Annotated in this window: 18 protein-coding genes; 7 read left to right on the forward strand and 11 right to left on the reverse strand. The window is 32.8% G+C overall.

Annotation, left to right across the window (positions count from 1 at the left end):
- Positions 1-73 precede the first annotated feature (73 nt).
- Both ACUN3A_RS08535 and uvrC read right to left on the reverse strand, forming a co-directional pair.
- On the reverse strand, positions 74-2,269 hold the full coding sequence (locus ACUN3A_RS08535; RefSeq protein WP_445550869.1) for a patatin-like phospholipase family protein: 2,196 nt from the start codon (positions 2,267-2,269) through the stop codon (positions 74-76).
- A 55-nt stretch (positions 2,270-2,324) separates the two neighbouring features.
- Positions 2,325-4,115: an excinuclease ABC subunit UvrC gene (gene uvrC, locus ACUN3A_RS08540; protein ID WP_445550870.1), complete on the reverse strand. Its 1,791-nt coding sequence runs from the start codon at positions 4,113-4,115 to the stop codon at positions 2,325-2,327.
- 313 nt (positions 4,116-4,428) lie between these two features.
- Between uvrC and ACUN3A_RS08545 the strand changes: the two genes are divergently transcribed.
- The 4 genes from ACUN3A_RS08545 (at position 4,429) to ACUN3A_RS08560 (ending at position 7,594) form a co-directional block, all read left to right on the forward strand.
- On the forward strand, positions 4,429-5,595 hold the full coding sequence (locus ACUN3A_RS08545) for a hypothetical protein (protein ID WP_445550871.1): 1,167 nt from the start codon (positions 4,429-4,431) through the stop codon (positions 5,593-5,595).
- Positions 5,596-5,745: 150 nt separating this feature from the next.
- Positions 5,746-6,729 carry a succinylglutamate desuccinylase/aspartoacylase family protein gene (locus ACUN3A_RS08550; RefSeq protein WP_445550872.1) on the forward strand — a complete coding sequence of 328 codons (984 nt, stop codon included), beginning with the start codon at positions 5,746-5,748 and terminating at the stop codon, positions 6,727-6,729.
- A gap of 61 nt (positions 6,730-6,790) precedes the next feature.
- Positions 6,791-7,354 carry a 5-formyltetrahydrofolate cyclo-ligase gene (locus tag ACUN3A_RS08555; RefSeq protein WP_445550873.1) on the forward strand — a complete coding sequence of 188 codons (564 nt, stop codon included), beginning with the start codon at positions 6,791-6,793 and terminating at the stop codon, positions 7,352-7,354.
- 45 nt (positions 7,355-7,399) lie between these two features.
- Positions 7,400-7,594 carry a hypothetical protein gene (locus ACUN3A_RS08560; protein ID WP_445550874.1) on the forward strand — a complete coding sequence of 65 codons (195 nt, stop codon included), beginning with the start codon at positions 7,400-7,402 and terminating at the stop codon, positions 7,592-7,594.
- 116 nt (positions 7,595-7,710) lie between these two features.
- On the opposite strand, the gene ACUN3A_RS08565 is transcribed toward ACUN3A_RS08560, so the two are convergent.
- The 8 genes from ACUN3A_RS08565 to gdhA form a co-directional block, all read right to left on the reverse strand.
- Entirely contained in the window at positions 7,711-8,316 is a 606-nt protein-coding gene (locus tag ACUN3A_RS08565) for a lipoprotein signal peptidase (RefSeq protein ID WP_445550875.1), read from the reverse strand.
- An 87-nt stretch (positions 8,317-8,403) separates the two neighbouring features.
- A complete protein-coding gene (locus tag ACUN3A_RS08570) occupies positions 8,404-8,784 on the reverse strand; it encodes a TraR/DksA family transcriptional regulator (RefSeq protein WP_445550876.1) in 381 nt (126 codons plus the stop codon).
- Between the two features lie 4 nt (positions 8,785-8,788).
- Entirely contained in the window at positions 8,789-12,199 is a 3,411-nt protein-coding gene (ileS, locus tag ACUN3A_RS08575; protein WP_445550877.1) for an isoleucine--tRNA ligase, read from the reverse strand.
- Between the two features lie 125 nt (positions 12,200-12,324).
- Entirely contained in the window at positions 12,325-12,909 is a 585-nt protein-coding gene (locus tag ACUN3A_RS08580; RefSeq protein ID WP_445550878.1) for a TetR/AcrR family transcriptional regulator, read from the reverse strand.
- Between the two features lie 77 nt (positions 12,910-12,986).
- Entirely contained in the window at positions 12,987-13,739 is a 753-nt protein-coding gene (locus ACUN3A_RS08585) for an SDR family oxidoreductase (protein WP_445550879.1), read from the reverse strand.
- 111 nt (positions 13,740-13,850) lie between these two features.
- Positions 13,851-14,564 carry a DNA repair protein RecO gene (gene recO / locus ACUN3A_RS08590; RefSeq protein ID WP_445550880.1) on the reverse strand — a complete coding sequence of 238 codons (714 nt, stop codon included), beginning with the start codon at positions 14,562-14,564 and terminating at the stop codon, positions 13,851-13,853.
- A 48-nt stretch (positions 14,565-14,612) separates the two neighbouring features.
- Complete coding sequence (gene porZ, locus ACUN3A_RS08595; protein WP_445550881.1) at positions 14,613-16,913, reverse strand: type IX secretion system anionic LPS delivery protein PorZ; 2,301 nt, start codon at positions 16,911-16,913, stop codon at positions 14,613-14,615.
- Positions 16,914-17,351: 438 nt separating this feature from the next.
- Positions 17,352-18,695, reverse strand: coding sequence for an NADP-specific glutamate dehydrogenase (gdhA, locus tag ACUN3A_RS08600; RefSeq protein ID WP_445550882.1), 1,344 nt, complete (start codon positions 18,693-18,695; stop codon positions 17,352-17,354).
- Positions 18,696-18,998: 303 nt separating this feature from the next.
- Here gdhA and ACUN3A_RS08605 point away from each other — a divergent pair, with 303 nt between their 5' ends.
- The gene (locus ACUN3A_RS08605) at positions 18,999-19,784 is read left to right on the forward strand and encodes a THC0290_0291 family protein (RefSeq protein WP_445550883.1); all 786 of its coding nucleotides are present in this window, start codon (positions 18,999-19,001) and stop codon (positions 19,782-19,784) included.
- An 82-nt stretch (positions 19,785-19,866) separates the two neighbouring features.
- On the opposite strand, the gene ACUN3A_RS08610 is transcribed toward ACUN3A_RS08605, so the two are convergent.
- A complete protein-coding gene (locus ACUN3A_RS08610) occupies positions 19,867-20,322 on the reverse strand; it encodes a DinB family protein (RefSeq protein ID WP_445550884.1) in 456 nt (151 codons plus the stop codon).
- A 75-nt stretch (positions 20,323-20,397) separates the two neighbouring features.
- Between ACUN3A_RS08610 and ACUN3A_RS08615 the strand changes: the two genes are divergently transcribed.
- Positions 20,398-20,754, forward strand: coding sequence for an arsenate reductase family protein (locus ACUN3A_RS08615; RefSeq protein ID WP_445550885.1), 357 nt, complete (start codon positions 20,398-20,400; stop codon positions 20,752-20,754).
- Positions 20,747-21,643 carry a DMT family transporter gene (locus tag ACUN3A_RS08620; protein ID WP_445550886.1) on the forward strand — a complete coding sequence of 299 codons (897 nt, stop codon included), beginning with the start codon at positions 20,747-20,749 and terminating at the stop codon, positions 21,641-21,643. The genes ACUN3A_RS08615 and ACUN3A_RS08620 overlap by 8 nt, the downstream gene beginning before the upstream one ends.
- The last annotated feature ends 9 nt before the right edge of the window (positions 21,644-21,652 follow it).

A 21,652-nucleotide genomic window follows, 5' to 3' on the forward strand; every position in this document is an offset into this window, starting at 1 on the left:
ATACTTTAACAAACCCATTCTATTTGTTTTTATAATTATAAATACCTCAATTTTAATTAATTAAAATTACAAATTAAAAAACAAATCCAAGAGAAAACCAAAGATAAGATTTGGAAGTTTCTGGTGACCATGAGTATTTTGCTTCAATTGGACCAATAATAGTTTCCATTCCATATCCCAAAGCATATCCCGAATATTTTGGTAATGAAATCCAATCTAACGAATTGTAGAGATCATCCTCTAAATTGGCATAATTAGCCGAAAAATTAAGATGATTTTTTTTGAAAATTTCATAATCGAGTGTGATAGTAGATTCTAAATAGCTATCACCTGAGATACTCAAAAAATCATATCCATAAAAATATTTGAAATTATTGGTGTTGTAATATCCATATCCACCCAAAATAAAATCAAAATAAGGCAAACTTTTATCCCCGATGAAAGCACCAGCTTCTGCCTGAAGTTTTATCGTTACATTTTTAAAAATTGTTTTAGCAATACCCACTTCACCTTTTAAAATCGAAAAGGGTTTGAAGTTTGCAGAATCCTCTGAAGAAAATAAATACAATTGTGGGTTCCCAGAAAAATACCAACCCTTTTTTGGGAAATATTTATTATCATAGGAATCATACTTAATATAACCAAAAACACTAAAAAAAGTACTTTTTGTCAATACTGGATCTATATCGAGTGTCTCTGATGAAATATCAAGATATTCAAACTCAGATCCAACACCAATAAGGAATTTTTGTGCAAATAAGGATTGAATATATACCTGATTAGACAGATTAAGATAATCAACGTTAATAGAATTTGAAGCTAAAGTATTGTATGTTATCACATTAACAGGAACGTTTTTATTAAATTGATTTAGCTGAGATTTAAAACCATAACTCAATTGAAAACCGTTATCAATATAGTAATCAAAATAATATCTTATATTATCTCCCAAAGCCAAATCGGCTGATAAAAAGTCATTTTTGAAAAACGTTTTTTTATTGGTGAGATTAACTAAGACAGCACTTTTATACAAACCATCATAATGCAAAGCAAATTTTAAATTTGTCTTTACAGGGCTTTCTGTTAAAGTTAGAATCAAGTCATCGTAGTCTCCATTTTTATCAAAATAATAACTTACACTGTTAAAATTTTGAGTAGCATTCAGATTATTTATTCCTGTTTCCACATCTTTGAAACTTATCTTAGACTTGGGCTTGAAATTTAGTTTTCCAATAATATAATCCCTAGAATAATTTTTAAGTTCATTTATTTTAATATCAACAATAGTTAAACTATCGGTTTGAACCTTTAATTTCGGTTTGTGATAAGGATGTGCTTTATCTACCAAAATATCTATTTTTTCATATACTGCAAAAGTAGCATCTTCCCCTTTTTTAATGATTTCAGTTGCTTTTTCAAACGATACTACACCATAATTTTTAACATCTGGTTTTATATACACTTCTGTTAGATTGGCGTTTGTTTTCATCCTTTCAATCATTTGTAAATTGGTGATTTGAAAGAAAACTTTTGAAGCACTTCTTAATTCATCTTTACTCAATAATCCCGATTGAACATCTACTCCTATTACAATATCAGCACCCATTTTTCGAACTTCTTCTATAGGATAATTATTAATCACTCCACCATCAATAATAAGATTATCATCAATGATTACGGGCGAAAATATAGAAGGTAAAGAAGAACTACCTGTTATGGCTTGCGCCAAAATTCCTTTATCAAAAACTACCTGCTCTCCTAAAGCAATATTAGTTCCAATACACACAAAGGGAATAGGTAATTTGTTGAAATCACGAACATGTCGAACAGGCAAAGTCAAACGACTCAATAAATTGAAATTATACATTCCTTTAGACAATGCCTCTGGCGTACCAATCCTAAATTTATTAAATGGAAGCACTAAGGCGTAGAGCTCATCATTTCGTTTTTCATAAAAATTCTTAGAAGATCGAGGAATAAAATCATTAATAACATTACTAAAATTGGTGGTATTAATAATAGAATCAATTTGTTTTGCATTATAGCCAATAGCATAAAGTCCGCCTACAACTGCGCCCATACTGGTTCCACCAATGTAATCTATTTTTATTCCAGCATCCTCCAATACATTTAAAACTCCTATATGCGCAAAACCTTTGGCCCCACCTCCACTTAACACCAAACCAATTTTAGGCTTTTTGTGTTTGTCTTGAGAAAATGAATTCAAACCAGTTAAAAATAAAAGAATAAAAAACAGTATTCTATACATAAAGGTTAAATTACTTTATTGTTTGATTTTTTCTATTTCTTTTAAAAACATGCTTTTATGCTTTGTAAAAGTCGGTAATTTTTTTGGCTTTTGATACTCCTACAACGTCAGAAATTTCTTTTTCAGTTGCCAATTTTAATCTTTTAACACTTTTAAAATGCTGAATTAAAGTCAACATTGTTTTTTCGCCAATCCCTGGAATACTTTCTATTGAAGAATTCAGCGCCGCTTTACTTCTTTTGTCACGATGAAATGTTATTCCAAATCGATGTGCTTCATTTCGTAATTGTTGGATGACTTTTAAGGTTTCAGACTTTTTATCCAAATACAAAGGGATAGAATCTCCGGGATAGAATAACTCTTCCAATCTTTTTGCAATTCCAATAATCGCAATTTTACCTCGTAACCCTAATGCATCAATGCTTTTTAATGCCGATGATAATTGTCCTTTTCCACCGTCTATAATGATTAAATTAGGTAACGGTTCGTTTTCATCTAACAACCTTTTATAACGACGATAAACAACTTCTTCCATCGAAGCAAAATCATCAGGGCCTTCGACCGTTTTGATATTAAAATGCCTGTAATCTTTTTTACTGGCTTTACCATCTTTGAAGACTACACATGCGGCAACGGGATTTGTTCCCTGTATATTCGAATTATCAAAACATTCTATATGCCTTGGTTCTACTGGCAATCGTAAATCACTTTTCATCTGAGCCATTATCCTATTGGTATGGCGATCTGGATCTACAATTTGCAATTGTTTAAGTTGTTCTATTCTGTAAAACTTAGCGTTTCGGATGGACAAATCTAATATTTGCTTTTTATCCCCTAATTGTGGCACAGTAATCTTTATCGTTGGACCAAGATCAACTTCAAAAGGAACAATCACTTCTTTGGACAATAACTGAAAACGCTCCCGCAATTCAATTATCGCCAACTCCAATAATTCTTCATCTGATTCTTCCAATTTTTTCTTGATTTCCATCGTATGGGAACGAATAATTGATCCGTGTGAAATTTGTAAAAAATTGACAAAAGCCGCACTTTCGTCAGAAACAATCGAGAAAACATCAATATTGGTAATCTTGGGATTTACTATAGTGGATCGTGATTGATAGTTTTCTAAAACTTCAATCTTTTCTTTTATTTTTTGAGCTTCTTCATACTTCATTTCTTGCGCATAACTAGACATTAGACGCTTGAAATCTTTCATGCTCTCCTTGAAATTTCCTTTCAGAATTTCCCGAATCGCATCAACTTGTTTTTGGTAATGCTCCAATGTTTCAAATCCTTCACATGGGCCTTTGCAATTTCCAATATGAAATTCTAAACACACCTTGAATTTTCCACTATCAATATTGCTTTTGCTTAAATCATAGTTGCAGGTGCGTAGCGGATATAACTCTTTTATCAAATCTAGAATTGTATGTACCGTCTTAAAATTAGTATATGGCCCAAAATACTCGGATCCGTCTTTTACCATTCTGCGGGTAGAAAATATTCGGGAAAAAGGTTCTTTTTTTATGCAAATCCAAGGGTAACTTTTATCATCCCGCAACAAAACATTGTATCGCGGCATAAGTGTTTTTATCAGATTGTTTTCTAATAAAAGTGCGTCTGTTTCTGTGGGAACAACAATGTGTTTTATGGTTACAATTTTCTTAACCAACACATTGGTTTTGGCCGTGTCGTGAATTTTATTGAAATAGGAGGAAACTCTTTTCTTAAGATTTTTGGCTTTACCTACATATAAAATTTTCCCTTCCTTATCATAATATTGATATACACCGGGACCATCTGGCAGGGTTTGTATTTGTAGTGCTAAATTTGGATTGGTCATTTTTAAAAAATCTTCTGAAAACTAGTCTGTTGTGGTAAAAAAATCCTAACTCTTCCTTTTTTCAAATTTACAAATAATACTGTCTGTTATGTCACATTAGTCTAATAAAAATTGACGCTAATGAAATAACAGACGACATTATGCACAAACTATTGGAATAACATTTGCACAAACCAATGCGACTCAATACCAAAAAATAATTTCTTCGCCTGTACGGCAAAATAGCAGGCAATTCATTGTTTATTGTTTTAACAAGTAAAATTAATAAATTAGCAAAAGCCTAAAGGTTGTTCTCAATACTAATAATAAAAACATGAAACGTATAATAGTATTACAATTGTTTTTCCTCTGCTCATTTTCATACGCCCAAAACTTTCAAATCAACAAAATAGTAGTTGATAAAAACACCAAAGCCCCATTAGAGAATGTTATTATTTCTAATGAAAGTGACAACTCTACCACAAACTCAGAAGGAAAATTTGTTTTTGTTTCTCAAAAAAACGAAATCAATTTAAAACTATTGGGTTATAATGAAATCAAAACTACGTTTGACAAGTTAAAGAACAACAAGGATACTATTTTCATGGAAATCAAAGCATTTCAATTGCAAGAAGTCATTGTAAGCAATGCTGATGCCTATATGAAAAAGGTGTATGACAAATTCAATGACAATCTTCTTCAAAATTATACAGTGAACTTTTTTCTGAGAAACGTATTTAAAAAAGACAGCATCAACATTCTTTTACAAGATATTTATGGCCGAAAAAATCAAAGCTTAAATCAAAAAAAGAAACTAGCAATCGAGATTTTGAATATGAGAAAAACGAGTCTTTTTGAAAAACGAGACAATATTAATTTTCAATTTCCTGATTTTGAAAATTTTTTTATAAATATAATTCCTAAAATTGATAAATGTAATTTTACAGAAATACGTTTTAATGATAGCGATTTTAAGTACATACAGTTTAAAACCAATGAAAAAAACCAATCGGGACAAATTTTGAAAGGTTATTTCATTATTAACCGCAAAGACTATGCGATAGTTGAATACACCCTGTCGATAATTGATGATCCTAAAAAAGTTCCTTATAAAGATTTGCCATCTTCAACAGGAAAATACAAAACAACCAAATGGGAGAAATTTACCCAATTTACTAAAGATGCAGCATCAGGCAAATATTATCAAAGCAATTTAAAGCTTGACAACCAAGTAGAACTAGTAGTCTATAAAAAATCTGAAAAACCTTTTTATTATGATTATACTATGGATTATTTTGTCACAAACAAACCTACAAACGAAAAAATAAATGCCAATTTTGCCACCGATAAAGATATTTTCGAAGCGAAATTTCGTTATTCTAAAGAGTTTTGGAACAATCAAAATCAATTACCATTGACTAAAGAGCTGGAGCAATTTTTAAAATCAGTCGCTGAGAAAAAAGACATGACCAAAGAGTTTGAAATAATAGGCAATTTTTAGAATAATACCGCAATTCAATCTTTATCTCAAAAAAGACATTTAATAACCATTTGCCAATAAGAAAATATCAGTTTTCTTTAAACCGAATAAATTACTATCCTTTCATTACCAAATAAATAATTTCTATATTTAAGCTTTTATTTTTACAACATGAGAGACTCAAAACCATTAGTGATTTTTGGCGAAAGTGTTTTGCCTGGAGAAAGTAAAACCATTCAGTTAGAAATTGCTCGATTACACACTACAACTAAACTAACGATTCCAATTATAATAAGACGTTCCAAAATTGAAGGCCCTGTCGTTCTTTTTTCTGGAGGAATTCATGGAGATGAAATTAGTGGTATTGAAATTGTAAGGCAACTCATTAGCAAAAAAATAAACAAACCCAAAAAAGGAACTATCATTTGTATTCCAATTGTAAACATCTATGGTTTTATCAATCGATCAAGGGATTTCCCTGACGGAAGAGATTTGAATCGTGTATTTTCAGGAAGCAGAAAAGGATCGTTGGCCAGTCGTTTTGCCTTTCATATTATAACTGACATCATGCCACTTGTAGATTATGCCGTCGATTTTCACGCAGGAGGTGCTAGTCGATTTAATGCTCCTCAAATTAGGCTTACGCCAAATAATCCCGAAGTAAAAATACTAGCAGATGCTTTTAATGCTCCTTTTACTTTATTTTCCAAAAATATTACTGGCTCCTTTAGAAGTGCAAGTGAAAAAATAAAAGTAAAGATGCTCCTTTTTGAAGGCGGAAAATCTTTAGACATCAATCATGAAGTAGCTCGAGAAGGTGTCGATGGAGTTAAACGTCTTTTAAAACACTTGGACATGTTAGATCCAAAACAGTTTGCTCCGACACAAAAAAAACATACTATTTATATTGAAAAATCGGGTTGGCTAAGAGCTAAATGCTCTGGTTTATTAATAGATAATAATATGGTTGGACAGTTTGTAAAAAAAGGAACCACACTAGGGATGATTACTGATCCTTTTGGAAAATTTGAACGCAAAATTAAGGCTCCAAATGATGGTTATATCCTTAATGCGAATCACTCTCCTATAGTGTATCAAGGAGATGCCATTTATCACCTTTCGAATACTGGAGAAGACGAACAAGAAGAAGAATAAAGCCTAATAATTATATTTCTTATAATTGAGTACTTTTATAACCGATTTAAAAGAACCTTTTATGTTAAAAAAAGAATTACGCACGAAGTATAAATTATTACGAAAAGAACTCACAGATACTGAAATAGAAGAAAAAAGTCTGGCTATTGCTAATGCTCTTTTACCACTTCCTATTTGGGACAAAACTTATTTCCATATTTTTTTACCTATTACCGAACAAAAAGAAGTCGATACCGAATTCATTCTCCACTTATTGTCTGGAAAAGACAAAGAAATTGTGATTTCAAAAAGTGATTTTGAAACTAGAGAGATGACTCATTTTCTTTTGACAGATAATACTAAAATAAAGAAAAACGAATACAACATTCCTGAACCTATTGATGGGATTGAAGTTCCATCAAAAAAAATTGAAGTAGTTTTTGTCCCGCTTTTAGCCTTTGATAAAAAAGGACATCGTGTGGGTTATGGCAAAGGGTTTTATGATAAATTTCTAAAAGAATGCCAACCCGAAACTATTAAAATTGGTCTTTCTTTCTTTGAAGCTGAAGAAACGATTTTAAATATTTTTGAGAGTGATGTGTTATTGGATTATTGTGTTTGCCCTAATGGAGTTTATGAATTCTAGTTTAGAAGCAGTACTTTTGCTCCTATATAATCTATAAATTAAATTATGAGAAATTTCAAAGCCCCAAGATTAACAGTCGTTGTTTTAGCCACAGTATTCAGTATTTCGTTATCAAACTGTGCTGTACAAGTTGGGACAAATAACAATTCTGCTAAATCAAAACCACTTCCTCCAGGGCAAGCAAAAAAAATTACTGGTGAAAAAAGCGCCAAAAATTACGCTCCAGGTCATAATAAATAAGCAGAATCAACGCAGATATTCCGACAACAAAAAAAGGAGCAATTCAGCGTTATGAATTGCTCCTTTTTTATTGTACTCTTTCCCGAATCCTTCTTATCGCGGAATAGAAAACAGTATTAATGTGTTTTATGAAATGCTTTTTTATTGAATACGATCAAAATTCCAACACCTGTTGAAATGGCCATATCGGCAATATTGAAGATGGCGTTAAAAAAAGTAAAATTGCGTCCACCAAAATAAGGAACCCATTCTGGCATTGGATAATCTTTTATAAATGGGAAATAAAACATATCTACCACTTGTCCATTTAGCCAAGTTCCATAAGGTTTATCAGTAAATATCGTGGCAAGTTGTTGGTAACTGTCATCAAAAATCACTCCATAAAAAACAGAATCAATGATGTTTCCCAATGCTCCAGCAAATATCAAAGCTATAGCTACAATAAGATAATTAGAGCTTTTCTTTCTTTCTACAGCATCCCATAACCAATAACCAATTCCTGTTACAGCAAAAAGTCTAAAAACAGTTAGGATTAATTTCCCATAAGTTCCTGGGATTTTTGTTCCCCAAGCCATTCCTTCATTTTCAATAAAATGAATTTGAAACCAATTGAATACATGAACCTCTTCTCCTAAAATGAAATTTGTTTTTACGTATATTTTAGAGACCTGATCGACCAATAATATAAGAACAATAAGAAAGTATGCTTTGAATAATGACATCTATAAAAATTTTAACGGCGTAAAAGTAATAAATTAAGAAAAAAAAACGCCCCAAAAGGAGCGTTAATTATTGTGGTATAAAGACTTTTATCTCTGTAGATTTTTTGCCTCGATGCTCATTGTAGCGTGAGGAACAATTTTTAGTCTTTCTTTTCCAATTAGTTTTCCGGTGATTCTGCAAACACCGTACGTTTTATTTTCTACTCTAAATAATGCACTCTTCAAATCTCGTATAAACTTTTCTTGACGAATGGCAAGTTGTGAATTAGCTTCTTTAGACATAATTTCGCTACCTTCTTCAAATGCTTTAAACGTCGGGGAAGTATCATCCGTACCGTTGTTAAGGTCATTCATGTAGGCGCTCTTAATTAAATCTAAGTCAGCCTGTGCCTTTACGATTTTATTTTGAATGATTACCTTAAACTCTGCCAAATCAGCGTCAGAGTATCTTGCTACTTCATCTACCATAATACTAATTTTTTGTAATTATTATTTTTGTTGTTATTCCATCAAAGTCAATTTCCGTGCCGTTCTCTACAACACCCTCAAAAACAAGACTTTCTGTCAATGTTTCTGACTTTATGTAGTCAATATTGGCATTAACTGCTGTTTCTAAAGTTTCATCTTTTTGCAAATGAACTTTAATTTTATCGGTTACTTCAAATCCAGTTTCCTTACGGATGTTTTGAATCCTGTTTACCAATTCTCTTGCAATTCCTTCTTGTTTCAATTCAGGAGAGATTGTAATATCTAACGCAACTGTTATTCCATTTGAATTAGCAACCAACCAACCTTCAATATCTTGTGAAGATATCTCTACGTCTTCTAATGATAAAAGTACGCTATTTCCAGCAATAACAATAGCTAGCGAGCCTTCTTTATCAAATTGTGAGATTTGTTCCGTAGATAAATTTTGTATCTCCTTGGAAATCAATCCCATATCTTTTCCAAAACGTGGTCCTAAAGCTTTGAAATTCGGCTTAATCTGTTTAATTAAAATACCAGAAGCATCATCTAAAAGTACGATTTCTTTTACGTTAACTTCGGCTTTGATAAGGTCAGAAACGGCTTCTATTTCAAGTCTCTGATTCTCGTCAAGTACTGGAATCATTACCTTTTGCAGTGGTTGACGCACCTTAATCATTTCCTTTTTACGCAGTGATAAAACTAGTGAAGAGATCGTTTGTGCTTTCTGCATTTTCGACTCTAACATTTTATTAACATAGTTTTCAACTGAAATTGGGAATTGTGCTAAATGCACTGACTCAAAATTTTCAGTTTCTGTAGCCTTTGTAAGGTCTCTATAAAGCGCATCCATAAAGAACGGCGCAATAGGAGCACTCAATTTAGTAATAGTCAATAAACAGGTATAAAGCGTTTGATAAGCCGCAATTTTATCCTGTGCATATTCCCCTTTCCAAAAACGACGACGACACAAACGAACGTACCAGTTACTTAGATTTTCCTGTACAAACTCAGATATCGCACGAGCGGCTTTGGTTGGCTCATAATCCGCATAGGCTTCATCGACAACTTTTATCAAAGTATTCAATTCAGATATAATCCATTGATCTATTTCCGGTCTTTCATTTAATGGAATTTCAGCTTCAGCATATTTAAAACCATCAATATTAGCGTATAAACTAAAGAACGAATACGTGTTATACAAAGTTCCAAAGAACTTACGGCGAACCTCAGCAATTCCTTCTAAATCAAATTTTAAATTGTCCCAAGGATTCGCATTTGAAATCATGTACCAGCGCGTTGCGTCAGGACCGTATTCTTTTAAAGTTTCAAAAGGATCTGCTGCATTGCCTAGACGTTTAGACATTTTTTGTCCGTTTTTGTCTAAAACCAAACCATTTGAAACTACATTTTTATATGCTATTTTATCAAAAACCAAAGTTCCGATAGCGTGCAAAGTATAAAACCATCCTCGTGTCTGATCAACTCCTTCGGCAATGAAATTCGCTGGAAAATCTTGGTTTCCGTCTATTTTTTCTTTGTTTTCAAAAGGGTAATGCCATTGTGCATAAGGCATCGCACCAGAATCAAACCAAACGTCAATCAAATCAGATTCGCGTTTCATTGGCTTTCCAGAAGCCGAAACCAAAGTAATTTGATCTACTACATTTTTATGCAAATCGATTAAATCATAGTTTGATTCGTCCATATTTCCAATTTCAAAACCTTTGAAAGGATTTTCTTTTTGGAAACCTGCTGCGATTGATTTTTCAATTTCGTTGTATAATTCTTCAACAGAACCTATCAGCATTTCTTCTGTGCCTTCTTCGTTTCTCCAAATCGGCAATGGAATTCCCCAAAAACGAGAACGCGATAAATTCCAGTCGTTAGCATTTTTCAGCCAATTTCCAAAACGTCCTTCTCCAGTTGCTTTTGGCTTCCAGTTGATCGTTTCGTTAAGGTCGAACATTCTATCTCTAACCTCAGTAATTTTTATAAACCAAGAATCCAAAGGATAGTATAAAATAGGCGTATCGGTTCTCCAGCAATGTGGGTAACTGTGCACGTATTTCTCTACTTTGAATGCTTTATTTTCTTCTTTTAATTGAATTGCAATTTCAACATCAACTGAACGTTCTGGAGCATCTCCGTCTATCGCTGTATAATATTCATTCTTAACATATTTCCCAGAATAGCTTCCCAATCCATCAATGAATTTTCCTTGAAGATTTACTAATGGAACCGGAGTTCCGTTTTCGTCCAAAACTAACATTGGCGGTACTTCTGGAGTAGCTTCTTTAGCGACTTTGGCATCATCGGCACCAAAAGTCGGAGCAGTATGCACAATTCCAGTTCCATCTTCAGTTGTAACAAAATCTCCTGAAATTACTCTAAACGCATTTTCTGGGTTTTGATATGGCAATGCAAATGGCAATAATTGCTCGTAACGGATTCCAACCAAATCATTTCCTTTGGCTTCTGTTAAAATCTGATATGGAATTTTCTTGTCTCCTTCTTTGAAATTTTCAAAATCAGAAGGTTCAGTGCTTGCAAAAAATCCTTTTCCGAATTGTTTTCCAACCAAATTCTTAGCCAAAATAACTTTAACCGGTCGGAAAGTATATTGATTGAACGTTTCTACTAAAACATAATCAATTTTTGGACCAACTGTCAAAGCAGTATTCGAAGGCAATGTCCAAGGTGTTGTCGTCCAAGCCAAAATATGAATATCGCCAAATCCTTGAAGGAAATCAGGCAAACTTTCTTGTTTGGATTTAAACTGAGCCACTATCGTAGTATCGGTAACATCGCGGTAAGAACCCGGCTGGTTTACTTCGTGTGAAGACAATCCTGTTCCTGCTTTGGGAGAATACGGCTGAATAGTATAGCCTTTGTACATCAAATCCTTGTTGTAGATTTGTTTCAATAACCACCAAACCGATTCCATGTATTTGGATTTGTAAGTTACATATGGATCTTCCATATCTACCCAATATCCCATTTTTTCGGTCAGGTCATTCCACACGTCAGTATAACGCATAACGGTTTTCTTGCACGCTTCGTTATACTCCTCTACGGTTATTTTTTTTCCAATATCTTCTTTGGTAATTCCAAGTTCTTTCTCAGTACCTAATTCTACAGGTAGTCCATGCGTATCCCAACCGGCTTTACGCTTTACTTGAAATCCTTTTTGGGTTTTATATCTGCAAAAAATATCTTTAATAGCACGTGCCATTACGTGGTGAATTCCAGGTAGTCCATTTGCCGAAGGCGGTCCTTCAAAAAACACAAAGGGTTCAGCACCTTCGCGAGTGGTTACGCTCTTTTCAAATATATTTTTTTCCTTCCAAAAATCCAGCACTTCGGATGCCACTGTAGGCAAGTCAAGTCCTTTGTATTCAGTAAATTTTGTGCTCATTTTATCCTTTTCTAAAATCAAAGTGCGAAAGTAATGAATTTTGATAAATAGTCATTTGTAAATGTTCTATAATTATTTCATCTAAAAAACTATTCAAAAAACCAAATCGCAGTTTATTTATTATTTTAATCTAAAACCGAAAGCGTCACTTTTACAATATCATCCAAAGTGGCTTTATCCATTCCTGAAGATCTTGCAGATACTCGAATACCCGAATAACTATTAAAAATAAATCGTGACAAAGCCAAGGCGTCTTTATCTTTCGATATCGCACCGATTTCTTGAGCATTTTGAATAGCTTCAAAGAAAAAATTCTGGATTTCATTACGATTATCGTTTACAATTTTTGCAATTTCATTATCGTGAATTGCTAATTCGGTCGTTGTATTTACCATAAAACAACCTTTATTTTCTGAAGCTTGTAAGGTTTCTAGAATAGTTTGTTCAAAAATTGCACGAATTGTTGCTTTTGCATCTTTTGAATTAGCCAATACTTCTTTAAGTCCGTCACCTGTTTTTTTACGATATTGCTGCAATGCTTTTATAAAAAGTGTTCGCTTATCGCTAAATGTATCATAAATACTTGAACGGCTAATCCCTAAATTATCAACTAAGTCTTGTGCCGAAGCTCCATTAAATCCTTTATCCCAAAAAAGGGAAATCGCTTTATCAAGAATCTCTTCTTCCTTAAATTGCTTTGTACGTGACATAAAAAAAGCTTTGTATAATATTTATATACAAAGCTAATCATTTGGAACAATCATTCCAAATTTAATCCAAAAAATAATTATACTACCGAATTAACAGTCAAACCACCATCAACTACTAATTCCGTTCCAGTGATAAATGAGGCGTCAGAAGAAGCTAAAAAAGTAACCGATTTTGCAATTTCTTCAGCTTGCCCAAAACGTTTCAAAAGAATTTTTTCGCCCAAAAGTTTTCCAAAACCTTCAATTTCTTCTTGACCCAAACCTAATTTTCCATAAAGTGGTGTTTCTACAGGACCAGGAGAAATAGCATTAATTCGAATTTTTCTTGGAGCTAATTCAGTAGCAAAAACGCGATTTAAAGATAGCAAAGCCGCTTTACTTGCTGCATATACACTAGAATTTGGCATTCCTACCGATGCGTTGATTGATGTATTTAAAACAACAGAAGCTCCATCATTTAAAATTGGTAGTAATTTTTGCAGTGTAAAATAAACTCCTTTTACATTTACATTCATAATGGCATCATAATGTTCTTCTGACGCCTGATCTAAAGATGCAAAAGCAGCCAATCCAGCATTTAAAAAAACGATATCAATTTTTCCAAATTTTGATTTTACGTCATCAACTAAACTATCAATTGATTTCAAATCGGATTGATCAGAAACTATTCCAGTTACTCCTAATTCTTGGGCTGCTTTAAATGTAGCTTGCTCATTTCTTCCAGTAATTATAACTTTTGCACCATTTTCTTTAAAATCTTTGGCAGCTGCATAACCAATTCCACTATTCCCTCCAGTAACAATGGCAATTTTGTTTGATAATTTGTTCATTTTATTATTTTTTAATGATTATTACAATTTGATAGTACAAATGTATAATAACGGAACGATTGTTCCGTTATTAATTGTGTTAATGTTTTGTTAACAATAACTATTTGAAAATCAAGAGAAAACTTCTTTTAAAACATCCAAAGATTTGGGTTTTTTGAATCCGTCTAAATGAAAACTATAGTAATCGATTAAAATTTTAAGCAGTATTTGTCTTTCAATGACATGAAAAATCTTTTGATTATTATCAAATTTCAGCTTAATTAGTTTTTTAAACAATTGTGTTTCGTGTTCTGTGAGCGAACTAACAGCCTGAAAAGGAGTAAAAATACCCTCTATCATTTCGAAAAAAGGCATATCCATTTCGGAAGTATCTGGATAAAAGCCAAGATATTTTGTAGTTTCCAGCATCAAAATCAAATGAAAATTGGAAATTTCATCGTGTTCATCTAACCAATGTAGAGCAGTTTCAAGGAAAGTAAACAAAGATTCGTTTTTCTCTTCTTCATGAATGGAATGGTGCAAAATTTCGGAAAGAAATAAAACCATTGTACTTTTAAAAATATCCGAATGTATCGAATGAAAAGGGGACGCAATTTTTACTTCATTGAAATTTTCTAAAGTTCCTTTGTTTTTATGAACGGCTTCAATTTCGATAATAGTCAAAGGTTGAAAATAAGCCATTTTAGAACTCCCTTTTCTAGAGGAAAAGGCATCGCGAACAATATAAGATTTCAACCCATTTGAAAGTGTAAAACATTTTACAATCAAGCTTTTTTCTTGAAATTTTAAAGCTGAAATAACGATTGCTTTGGTTTTGACTTGCATGATTTATGTTTATAGTTTAAGCTTCATATTAGAAAAACTAAAAACAAACTACCGTATAATCATAACTTTTTTGACTTTGGTTTCTCCTCCATCCTGAGCCGATATAAAGATCATATACACGCCCGATGCTACTTTGTATTTTCCAAAAGCAGTGGTATCCCATTCTAAAGTTCCTCCTTCAGTTGTCGCTTCGAAGACTAGATTCCCCGCAATGTCAGTTATTTTCACGTTAGCTTTGTCAATCAATCCATTTATCTTAACCATTCCAGTATATTCTGGGCGAACGGGATTAGGATATACATATACATTATTTAGATTATCACTTGCCGATGTGGTGATTCCTTTAAAAGAAATTAAACCTTTGGAGGTAGCTATAAAAACTTCACCCGTAGTACTATTGATACTAATGTCATTGATAACGTTACTTGGCAAAGGTGAATTACTAGTGGTAAAATGATATTTAGTTTCCTGCCCATTTGGAGAAACCATAAATACACCAGAATCTGCAGTTCCAATCCATTTATTATTAGCCCCATCAACTTCAATGTCACTTATAGATTGTTGATACAATAATTCTTGAGCAAGATTATCTTCCACAATTATAATACTCTCAGTTGTCAATTGGCTTTCGGTCTGAAAATCATTTACATTAGACAAAACTCTTAAGCCTTTTATAGTTCCAATCCAAAGTTGATTTTTGAGATCTACAGCAAGAGCTCGAGCATCTGGTGTTGGTAGATTTCCTAAAGCATCACCAAAAGTAATTTTTCTGAATATATTACTGCTTTCATTATACCCAACTACTCCATTTGCAGTAGTTGCTATCCATTTAGTTCCATATTTATCGATAACAATTCTATTGAAATCATTACTCCGAGGTGCGTCTAAAATTTTATCCATCGCGAAACTTTTCCACTCTCCGCTAGAAGTTAACATTTTTAAGCCATCAGTAATTCTAGAATTGGTAATCCATAAATTACCTGATTTATCAAAAGCAGTTCCGTTAATTCTAATATCCACATAACTAGGATCTGGAGGAGTAAGCTTTAAAGATTCTAAACTACTATTGGTTTGATTGTATAAAATCGTCGGAACATCCTCTTCTATTTTTAACAATCCAGAAAAAAAGGAACTCGCATATACTTCTTTTTCATTACTTGGATTTATTGTAATTCGGCTTATGGATTTAGCACCAAGTACCTTATCATAAGGAATATTTAGCCATCCTTCTGTTGAATATTTACTTATTCCATAACTATCTAATGGATAGGGGTTATAAGAAATACTATAATCTCCATAAACTGCCCAAAGCTGTGTCGGAGTAACTTGCAAAGCAAAAATATTATTTCGAGAAGGACCAATCGGTGTTTCATTCTCGAATGTAGAAACATCTGAAAGAGGTGTAGTAATCAATCCATTTTCAGTAGTCCCTATAAAAGCAGTAGAGCCTATTATAGTAGCACAACTAAAAGTCGAACTCAAATTCATCTCAAGAACTTGACTTTTGTTTACTTGACGTTCTAGTACCATTTGCTTATTATAAATCAATACACTATTTGGCGTTGTTATAATCAAATAATCGGTGGTTGATCTAAAATTGGTCGTAGCTTCAGTCAATGCTAAAAAAGGATTAAAAATATTGGCTCCTGAATCATATTTATAAATATAACCCGAAGTATTTACAGCATATAAGTCAGTTCCAAATGATACAATACCTGCCCAATTACCAACGATGTTTACTTGCCATTGCTTAAAATCGATTAAATTAGGACTGGTTATATCCGCTTTTCTAATCCCATTAGAACTAGCTGCATAAATAAATCCGTTGTAAATGGCTGTTTGAGACACTCTAATTTCGGATCCATTATCGCCAATAAAATAAGTATCTCCAAATTTTGAAGTAGCTAGATTGAATTGGACGATTCCAAAATCTGTACAGACATAAACAATTCCGTTATACTCCATGAAATTATTGATCCGCTTTATAGTGGCAGGCAAATTTTTATTGATAATATCGACTACTTTAAGTATCGAACCATCAGCTTCGTTAATTACCGTTAACAATCCATTTTGATACCCAACGATCTTTTTATGGAATGTTGGACTGTAATAAAGTGCCGTAATAGTTTCGCCAGCAAGTCCATCGACTGTTGTATTGGTTTTTATAATATTAGTATTGTTATCCTTAGAAAACAAGGCGTTTTCTGAAGCGGCATATATAACCGTTGGTGATTCGGAAACTGCTTTGATTTGGGTATAAGAAAAATAGCCTTGCCAAGATAAATTGGTTTGACCAAAAGTGATTTGCATTGCAAACAAAAAAAGTAAATATGAAAGCCTTTTTTTCATTTAAAAGATAATTGGTTCACAAATATAGTATAAAGTAAAGAAATAGCGATTTTAGATTGCAGTATTAAGAATTCAGATTTTAGAAATTAGGCGATGAAACTTGAATTGATTAACAGTTAGCTTCCAATGATTGAAACTGCTGTGTATGGTTTACTATCCTTAAACTAGATTTTGTCCAGAAGTAGAAAATTAAAACTTTTCTCGGGTTAAAAATAGTATTCTACATTAAAGTAACTCGCGAAAGGGATAGAAGCTAGCTACCGAAGTAGCGCATATAGCCCGGCCGCATTATGGAAAGGGGGCGAATAAGCGGCATGTGAAATAGCCCCCTTTTCATAATGGGGTTTCGCCCAAATACTGTTAAAACTGAATGTTATAAATACAAAAATTGCCTTTATCTATGACAATAAAGGCAATTTTGCGAATTAATAATTGATATTAAACTACTCCTTGTGCTAACATAGCATCGGCTACTTTTACAAATCCAGCGATGTTGGCTCCTCTTACATAATCTGTAAAACCGGTAGCATCGGTACCGTATTTTACACAGGAAGCGTGGATGTCTTTCATGATTGTTTTTAATCGTTCGTCCACTTCTTCTGAACTCCAGCTTAAACGCAATGAGTTTTGTGACATTTCAAGTCCTGAAGTTGCTACTCCGCCCGCATTAGAAGCTTTTCCTGGTGCGAATAAAATTTTGGCTTTATGGAAAACGTGAACGGCTTCTGGTGTTGAAGGCATATTTGCTCCTTCAGCAACACAGATACATCCATTGGCAACTAACGTTTTTGCTTCGTCTTCGTTCAACTCATTTTGAGTCGCACAAGGCAAAGCAACATCACATTTTACTTCCCATGGGCGTTTACCTGCTATATATTTTGCATTTGGATATTTAGCAAGATAATCGCTGATTCTCCCTCGTAACTCATTTTTAATCTCCATTACGTGAGCTAATTTTTCAGCATCAATTCCGTCTGCATCGTAAATATATCCAACAGAATCAGATAGTGTCACTACTTTTCCTCCTAATTGAGTTGCTTTTTCAGCGGCATATTGTGCTACGTTTCCAGAACCTGAGATTACTACAATTTTTCCAGCGAAATTTTCTCCTTTGGTAGCCAGCATACTTTGAGCAAAATAAACATCACCATAACCGGTTGCTTCAGGACGAATTAATGATCCTCCAAAAGAAATTCCTTTACCAGTTAAAACACCTGTAAATTCGTTTCTCAATCTTTTATACTGACCAAACATATATCCTACTTCTCTTCCTCCCACACCAATATCTCCTGCAGGCACATCGGTATCAGCACCAATGTGTTTTGATAATTCAGTCATGAAAGCTTGACAAAAACGCATTACTTCATTATCTGATTTTCCTTTTGGATCAAAATCAGCTCCGCCTTTTCCGCCACCCATTGGTAGTGTAGTCAAACTGTTTTTGAAGGTTTGTTCGAAAGCCAAAAACTTCAAAATACTTAAATTAACAGAAGGATGAAAACGAATCCCTCCTTTATATGGTCCAATTGCCGAATTCATTTGAATTCGGTATCCTCTATTTACTTGTGTGTCACCTTTATCGTCTGTCCAAACTACTCGAAACATAATGATACGATCGGATTCGACCATCCTTTCTAAGATCATTTTGTTTTGATATTTTTTATTTTCTTCTATAAAAGGAATTACTGTTTCAGCAACTTCGGTAACAGCTTGCATAAATTCCGGCTCGTTAGGATTTTTTTTTGCAACTAATTCTATAAAATCTGTAATACTTTTTGACATGATTATTAAATTATAAACGTTTGATAAACGCTTCCGTTAGTATTGCAAATATACATCATATTAGAATATTTTAACTTTTTTTACACCATATCAAAGTAAAATTATCTTTTTATTAGTCATTTATAAAAAATACAACACATGAGGTAGTGTTTTTACGAAATCGATATAGTTTCGCTAATAATATATAAAGATATACCCTTTTTTTTAAATTTTATTTTTTTTGTTATTTATTTTTTATTTTAACAAACTCTATCTTAGCAGATTTTATATCTTTGTTCGGTCTCGACAATGCCACTAAATCTTATGAATAAATTAAAAATAATTGTACTATTACTATTAATTACTTTACCTTTTAGTTCTTTTTCCCAACGTGGAATAAGCCATTCTTTAGGTGTAATAGCAGAAGCTATTCAATTTCGTTCTGATTACGGACAACGTGACAATACACGAAACAATTATAATAATACGGGGCTTGGAATTGCATTTATTGATTACATGAGTTTTTCTTATAATGATAATTCGAATAGCTATTTCAAAGAACATTTTAAAATCAGAAATCAGTTTTCGTATAGTAAAACCTATTTGCAACATTATGGCGAATGGGTTGAAAAAAATTCGATTTCATCGAAACAATTAAAAGCAATGCGAGGTTCTACTCAATTCGTTAGTTTGGGCTCTCAATTTGAATATAACTTTAAACACATTCACGATTTCGAAAACACAATAGGTAGTTTTAATCCCTACATCGCTATTGGTCCTCAAATCAATTATTATACTGCCACTGCTACTTCTGAATTAGGAGAGCTTGGAAATGTAATCACTACTTATCCAAAATATTTAGTACCCTCAGATGGACGCCCTCATGGATTTTCTAATGAAAGTAATATGGTTTATTCTATAGCTCTAAATTTGGGAATTCATTACAAGCTGACAAGAATGTCTGACCTTGTTTTGGATTTAAGAGCACAGTATTTTGGATCGGATTGGGTTGACGGACTTAACCCTAATAAAGATTTATTTAAAGAAAACAAAGGTAATGATTGGCTAACGTCTATTGGAATAGGATATGTTTTCTATTTAGAAAAATAAAAATCATTAATTATATCTAATAAAAAATCCAACTTTGAGTTACAAAGTTGGATTTTTTAGTTTTATACCACTAAACAAATTTTTATACAAACTTTCGGATGCTCATCATAATTCCAATATGTATTCCTTCATGAAAATTATTGAATTCAATGGCCCCCACAGCACTTTTTAAAATAAATCCAGTAGATGTTCGATATTCTTGATAATTTACAAAAATACCATTGTTATAATCTACTTCTAATTTATGCAAAGTATCAAACAACAATGTTTTAATTTCATCTGCTTCAGCTTGCGTTACATCTTGTTCTGGTTTAGTTCCTTTTCTATATTTTTCGACCATTTCATCAGAAACCATCATTGGCAATCCCGATAATTTATAAACCAATATTTGTTGTGTCACAACAATATGGGCAATATTCCAAATTAAATTATTAGTAAATCCTTCTGGAATTTTATTTAATTGTTCTAATGTATAATTTTCAAAATAAGCATTTAGCATTTTTCTACTAGTGCTGTTAACTTCAAATGTGTCTTGCATGATTTATATTTTTTGCATAAAATTAAACATTTTAAACATCAAATGTTTTCCTTTGCATTTAGAAAATACAACAAAATGAACAAAATATATTACCTCGCTTCTTGTGATACCTGCCGAAAAATTATAAAAGCTCTGCCTCAAAATCATAATTTAGCTTTTCATGACATCAAACAGAATCCTATTACTGTAGAAGAATTAGAAGAGATGCATCGCCTTTCGGGAAGCTATGAAGCTTTGTTTAGCAAAAAAGCGCAATTGTATAAATCAATGGATTTAAAAAACAAATCCCTAACTGAGGACGATTATAAAAAATACATTTTGGAACATTATACTTTCTTGGGCCGTCCTGTTTTTATTATAAATGACAAAATATATATAGGAAACACTCAACAAAATATACATCAAGTTCATTTAGCATTAGCCAATGTCTAAAAGAATACTAGCACTTATTCTTGCCACAATTGTTTCTATAATTTACGGAATGACTTTTACCATTGCCAAAGACGTGATGCCAAAATACGTTGAAGCATCTGGTTTTATTATCATGCGCGTGGGCGGAGCAACTATATTGTTTTGGTTGGTTTGGCTTTTTATCAGAAAATCTAAAGCCGTTCGGGAAGAGAAAATCGAACCCAAAGATTACTTGCGAATTATTTTTGCTGGTTTTTTTGGTGTCGCTTTAAATATGCTTTCCTTTTTCAAAGGATTGAGTCTTACTTCCCCAATTTCGGCATCAGTTCTTATGGTTTCAACACCGATGATTGTGCTTATTCTTTCGGCAATTATTCTCAAAGAGCGAATGCAAAAACGAAAGATCTTTGGAATTGTTTTGGGCTTGATTGGCACAGCATTTCTTATCCTTTACGGAAAATCTGTTGGCAATGCCACCAATGCTACGTTAGGAAACTTTCTAGTTTTTGTCAATGCCACTTCCTACGGATTGTACTTGGTAATCGTCAAGAAATTAATGGACAAATACAATGCTTTTAACTTTGCCAAATGGATTTATCTAATTGGTTTTATCATGGTCTTACCTTTTGGTTGGAGTGAATTTCAAGTCATTAATTGGGCTATAATGCCAATGGATATTTATTTAAAAATAGGCTTCGTTGTCATTTTCTCAACCTTTCTGACCTACTTGATCAATTTACTTACGATGAAAGAACTAAAGCCAACTACGATAGCTGTTTTTGTATACCTCCAACCTTTATTTGCAACCATTTTTGCCATTAGTTTAGGAAAAGACGAACTTACTTTTGTCAAAATTGTTTCGGCCATTTTGATATTTATTGGCGTCTATTTGGTAACACAAAAGAAGTAGACAGTATTC

The organism is Flavobacterium sp. WC2509 (genome assembly GCF_052683105.1).

Coding starts and splice junctions, on each gene's coding strand:
- recO (WP_445550880.1), bottom strand. CDS start 14,564: ATGCAAGTCAAAACCAAAGCAATCGTTATTTCAGCTTTAAAATTTCAA.
- ACUN3A_RS08565 (WP_445550875.1), bottom strand. CDS start 8,316: ATGTCATTATTCAAAGCATACTTTCTTATTGTTCTTATATTATTGGTC.
- ACUN3A_RS08585 (WP_445550879.1), bottom strand. CDS start 13,739: ATGAACAAATTATCAAACAAAATTGCCATTGTTACTGGAGGGAATAGT.
- ACUN3A_RS08610 (WP_445550884.1), bottom strand. CDS start 20,322: ATGCAAGACACATTTGAAGTTAACAGCACTAGTAGAAAAATGCTAAAT.
- ACUN3A_RS08560 (WP_445550874.1), top strand. CDS start 7,400: ATGAGAAATTTCAAAGCCCCAAGATTAACAGTCGTTGTTTTAGCCACA.
- ACUN3A_RS08615 (WP_445550885.1), top strand. CDS start 20,398: ATGAACAAAATATATTACCTCGCTTCTTGTGATACCTGCCGAAAAATT.
- gdhA (WP_445550882.1), bottom strand. CDS start 18,695: ATGTCAAAAAGTATTACAGATTTTATAGAATTAGTTGCAAAAAAAAAT.
- uvrC (WP_445550870.1), bottom strand. CDS start 4,115: ATGACCAATCCAAATTTAGCACTACAAATACAAACCCTGCCAGATGGT.
- ACUN3A_RS08580 (WP_445550878.1), bottom strand. CDS start 12,909: ATGTCACGTACAAAGCAATTTAAGGAAGAAGAGATTCTTGATAAAGCG.
- ACUN3A_RS08550 (WP_445550872.1), top strand. CDS start 5,746: ATGAGAGACTCAAAACCATTAGTGATTTTTGGCGAAAGTGTTTTGCCT.
- ACUN3A_RS08605 (WP_445550883.1), top strand. CDS start 18,999: ATGAATAAATTAAAAATAATTGTACTATTACTATTAATTACTTTACCT.
- ileS (WP_445550877.1), bottom strand. CDS start 12,199: ATGAGCACAAAATTTACTGAATACAAAGGACTTGACTTGCCTACAGTG.
- ACUN3A_RS08620 (WP_445550886.1), top strand. CDS start 20,747: ATGTCTAAAAGAATACTAGCACTTATTCTTGCCACAATTGTTTCTATA.
- ACUN3A_RS08570 (WP_445550876.1), bottom strand. CDS start 8,784: ATGGTAGATGAAGTAGCAAGATACTCTGACGCTGATTTGGCAGAGTTT.
- ACUN3A_RS08555 (WP_445550873.1), top strand. CDS start 6,791: ATGTTAAAAAAAGAATTACGCACGAAGTATAAATTATTACGAAAAGAA.
- ACUN3A_RS08535 (WP_445550869.1), bottom strand. CDS start 2,269: ATGTATAGAATACTGTTTTTTATTCTTTTATTTTTAACTGGTTTGAAT.
- porZ (WP_445550881.1), bottom strand. CDS start 16,913: ATGAAAAAAAGGCTTTCATATTTACTTTTTTTGTTTGCAATGCAAATC.
- ACUN3A_RS08545 (WP_445550871.1), top strand. CDS start 4,429: ATGAAACGTATAATAGTATTACAATTGTTTTTCCTCTGCTCATTTTCA.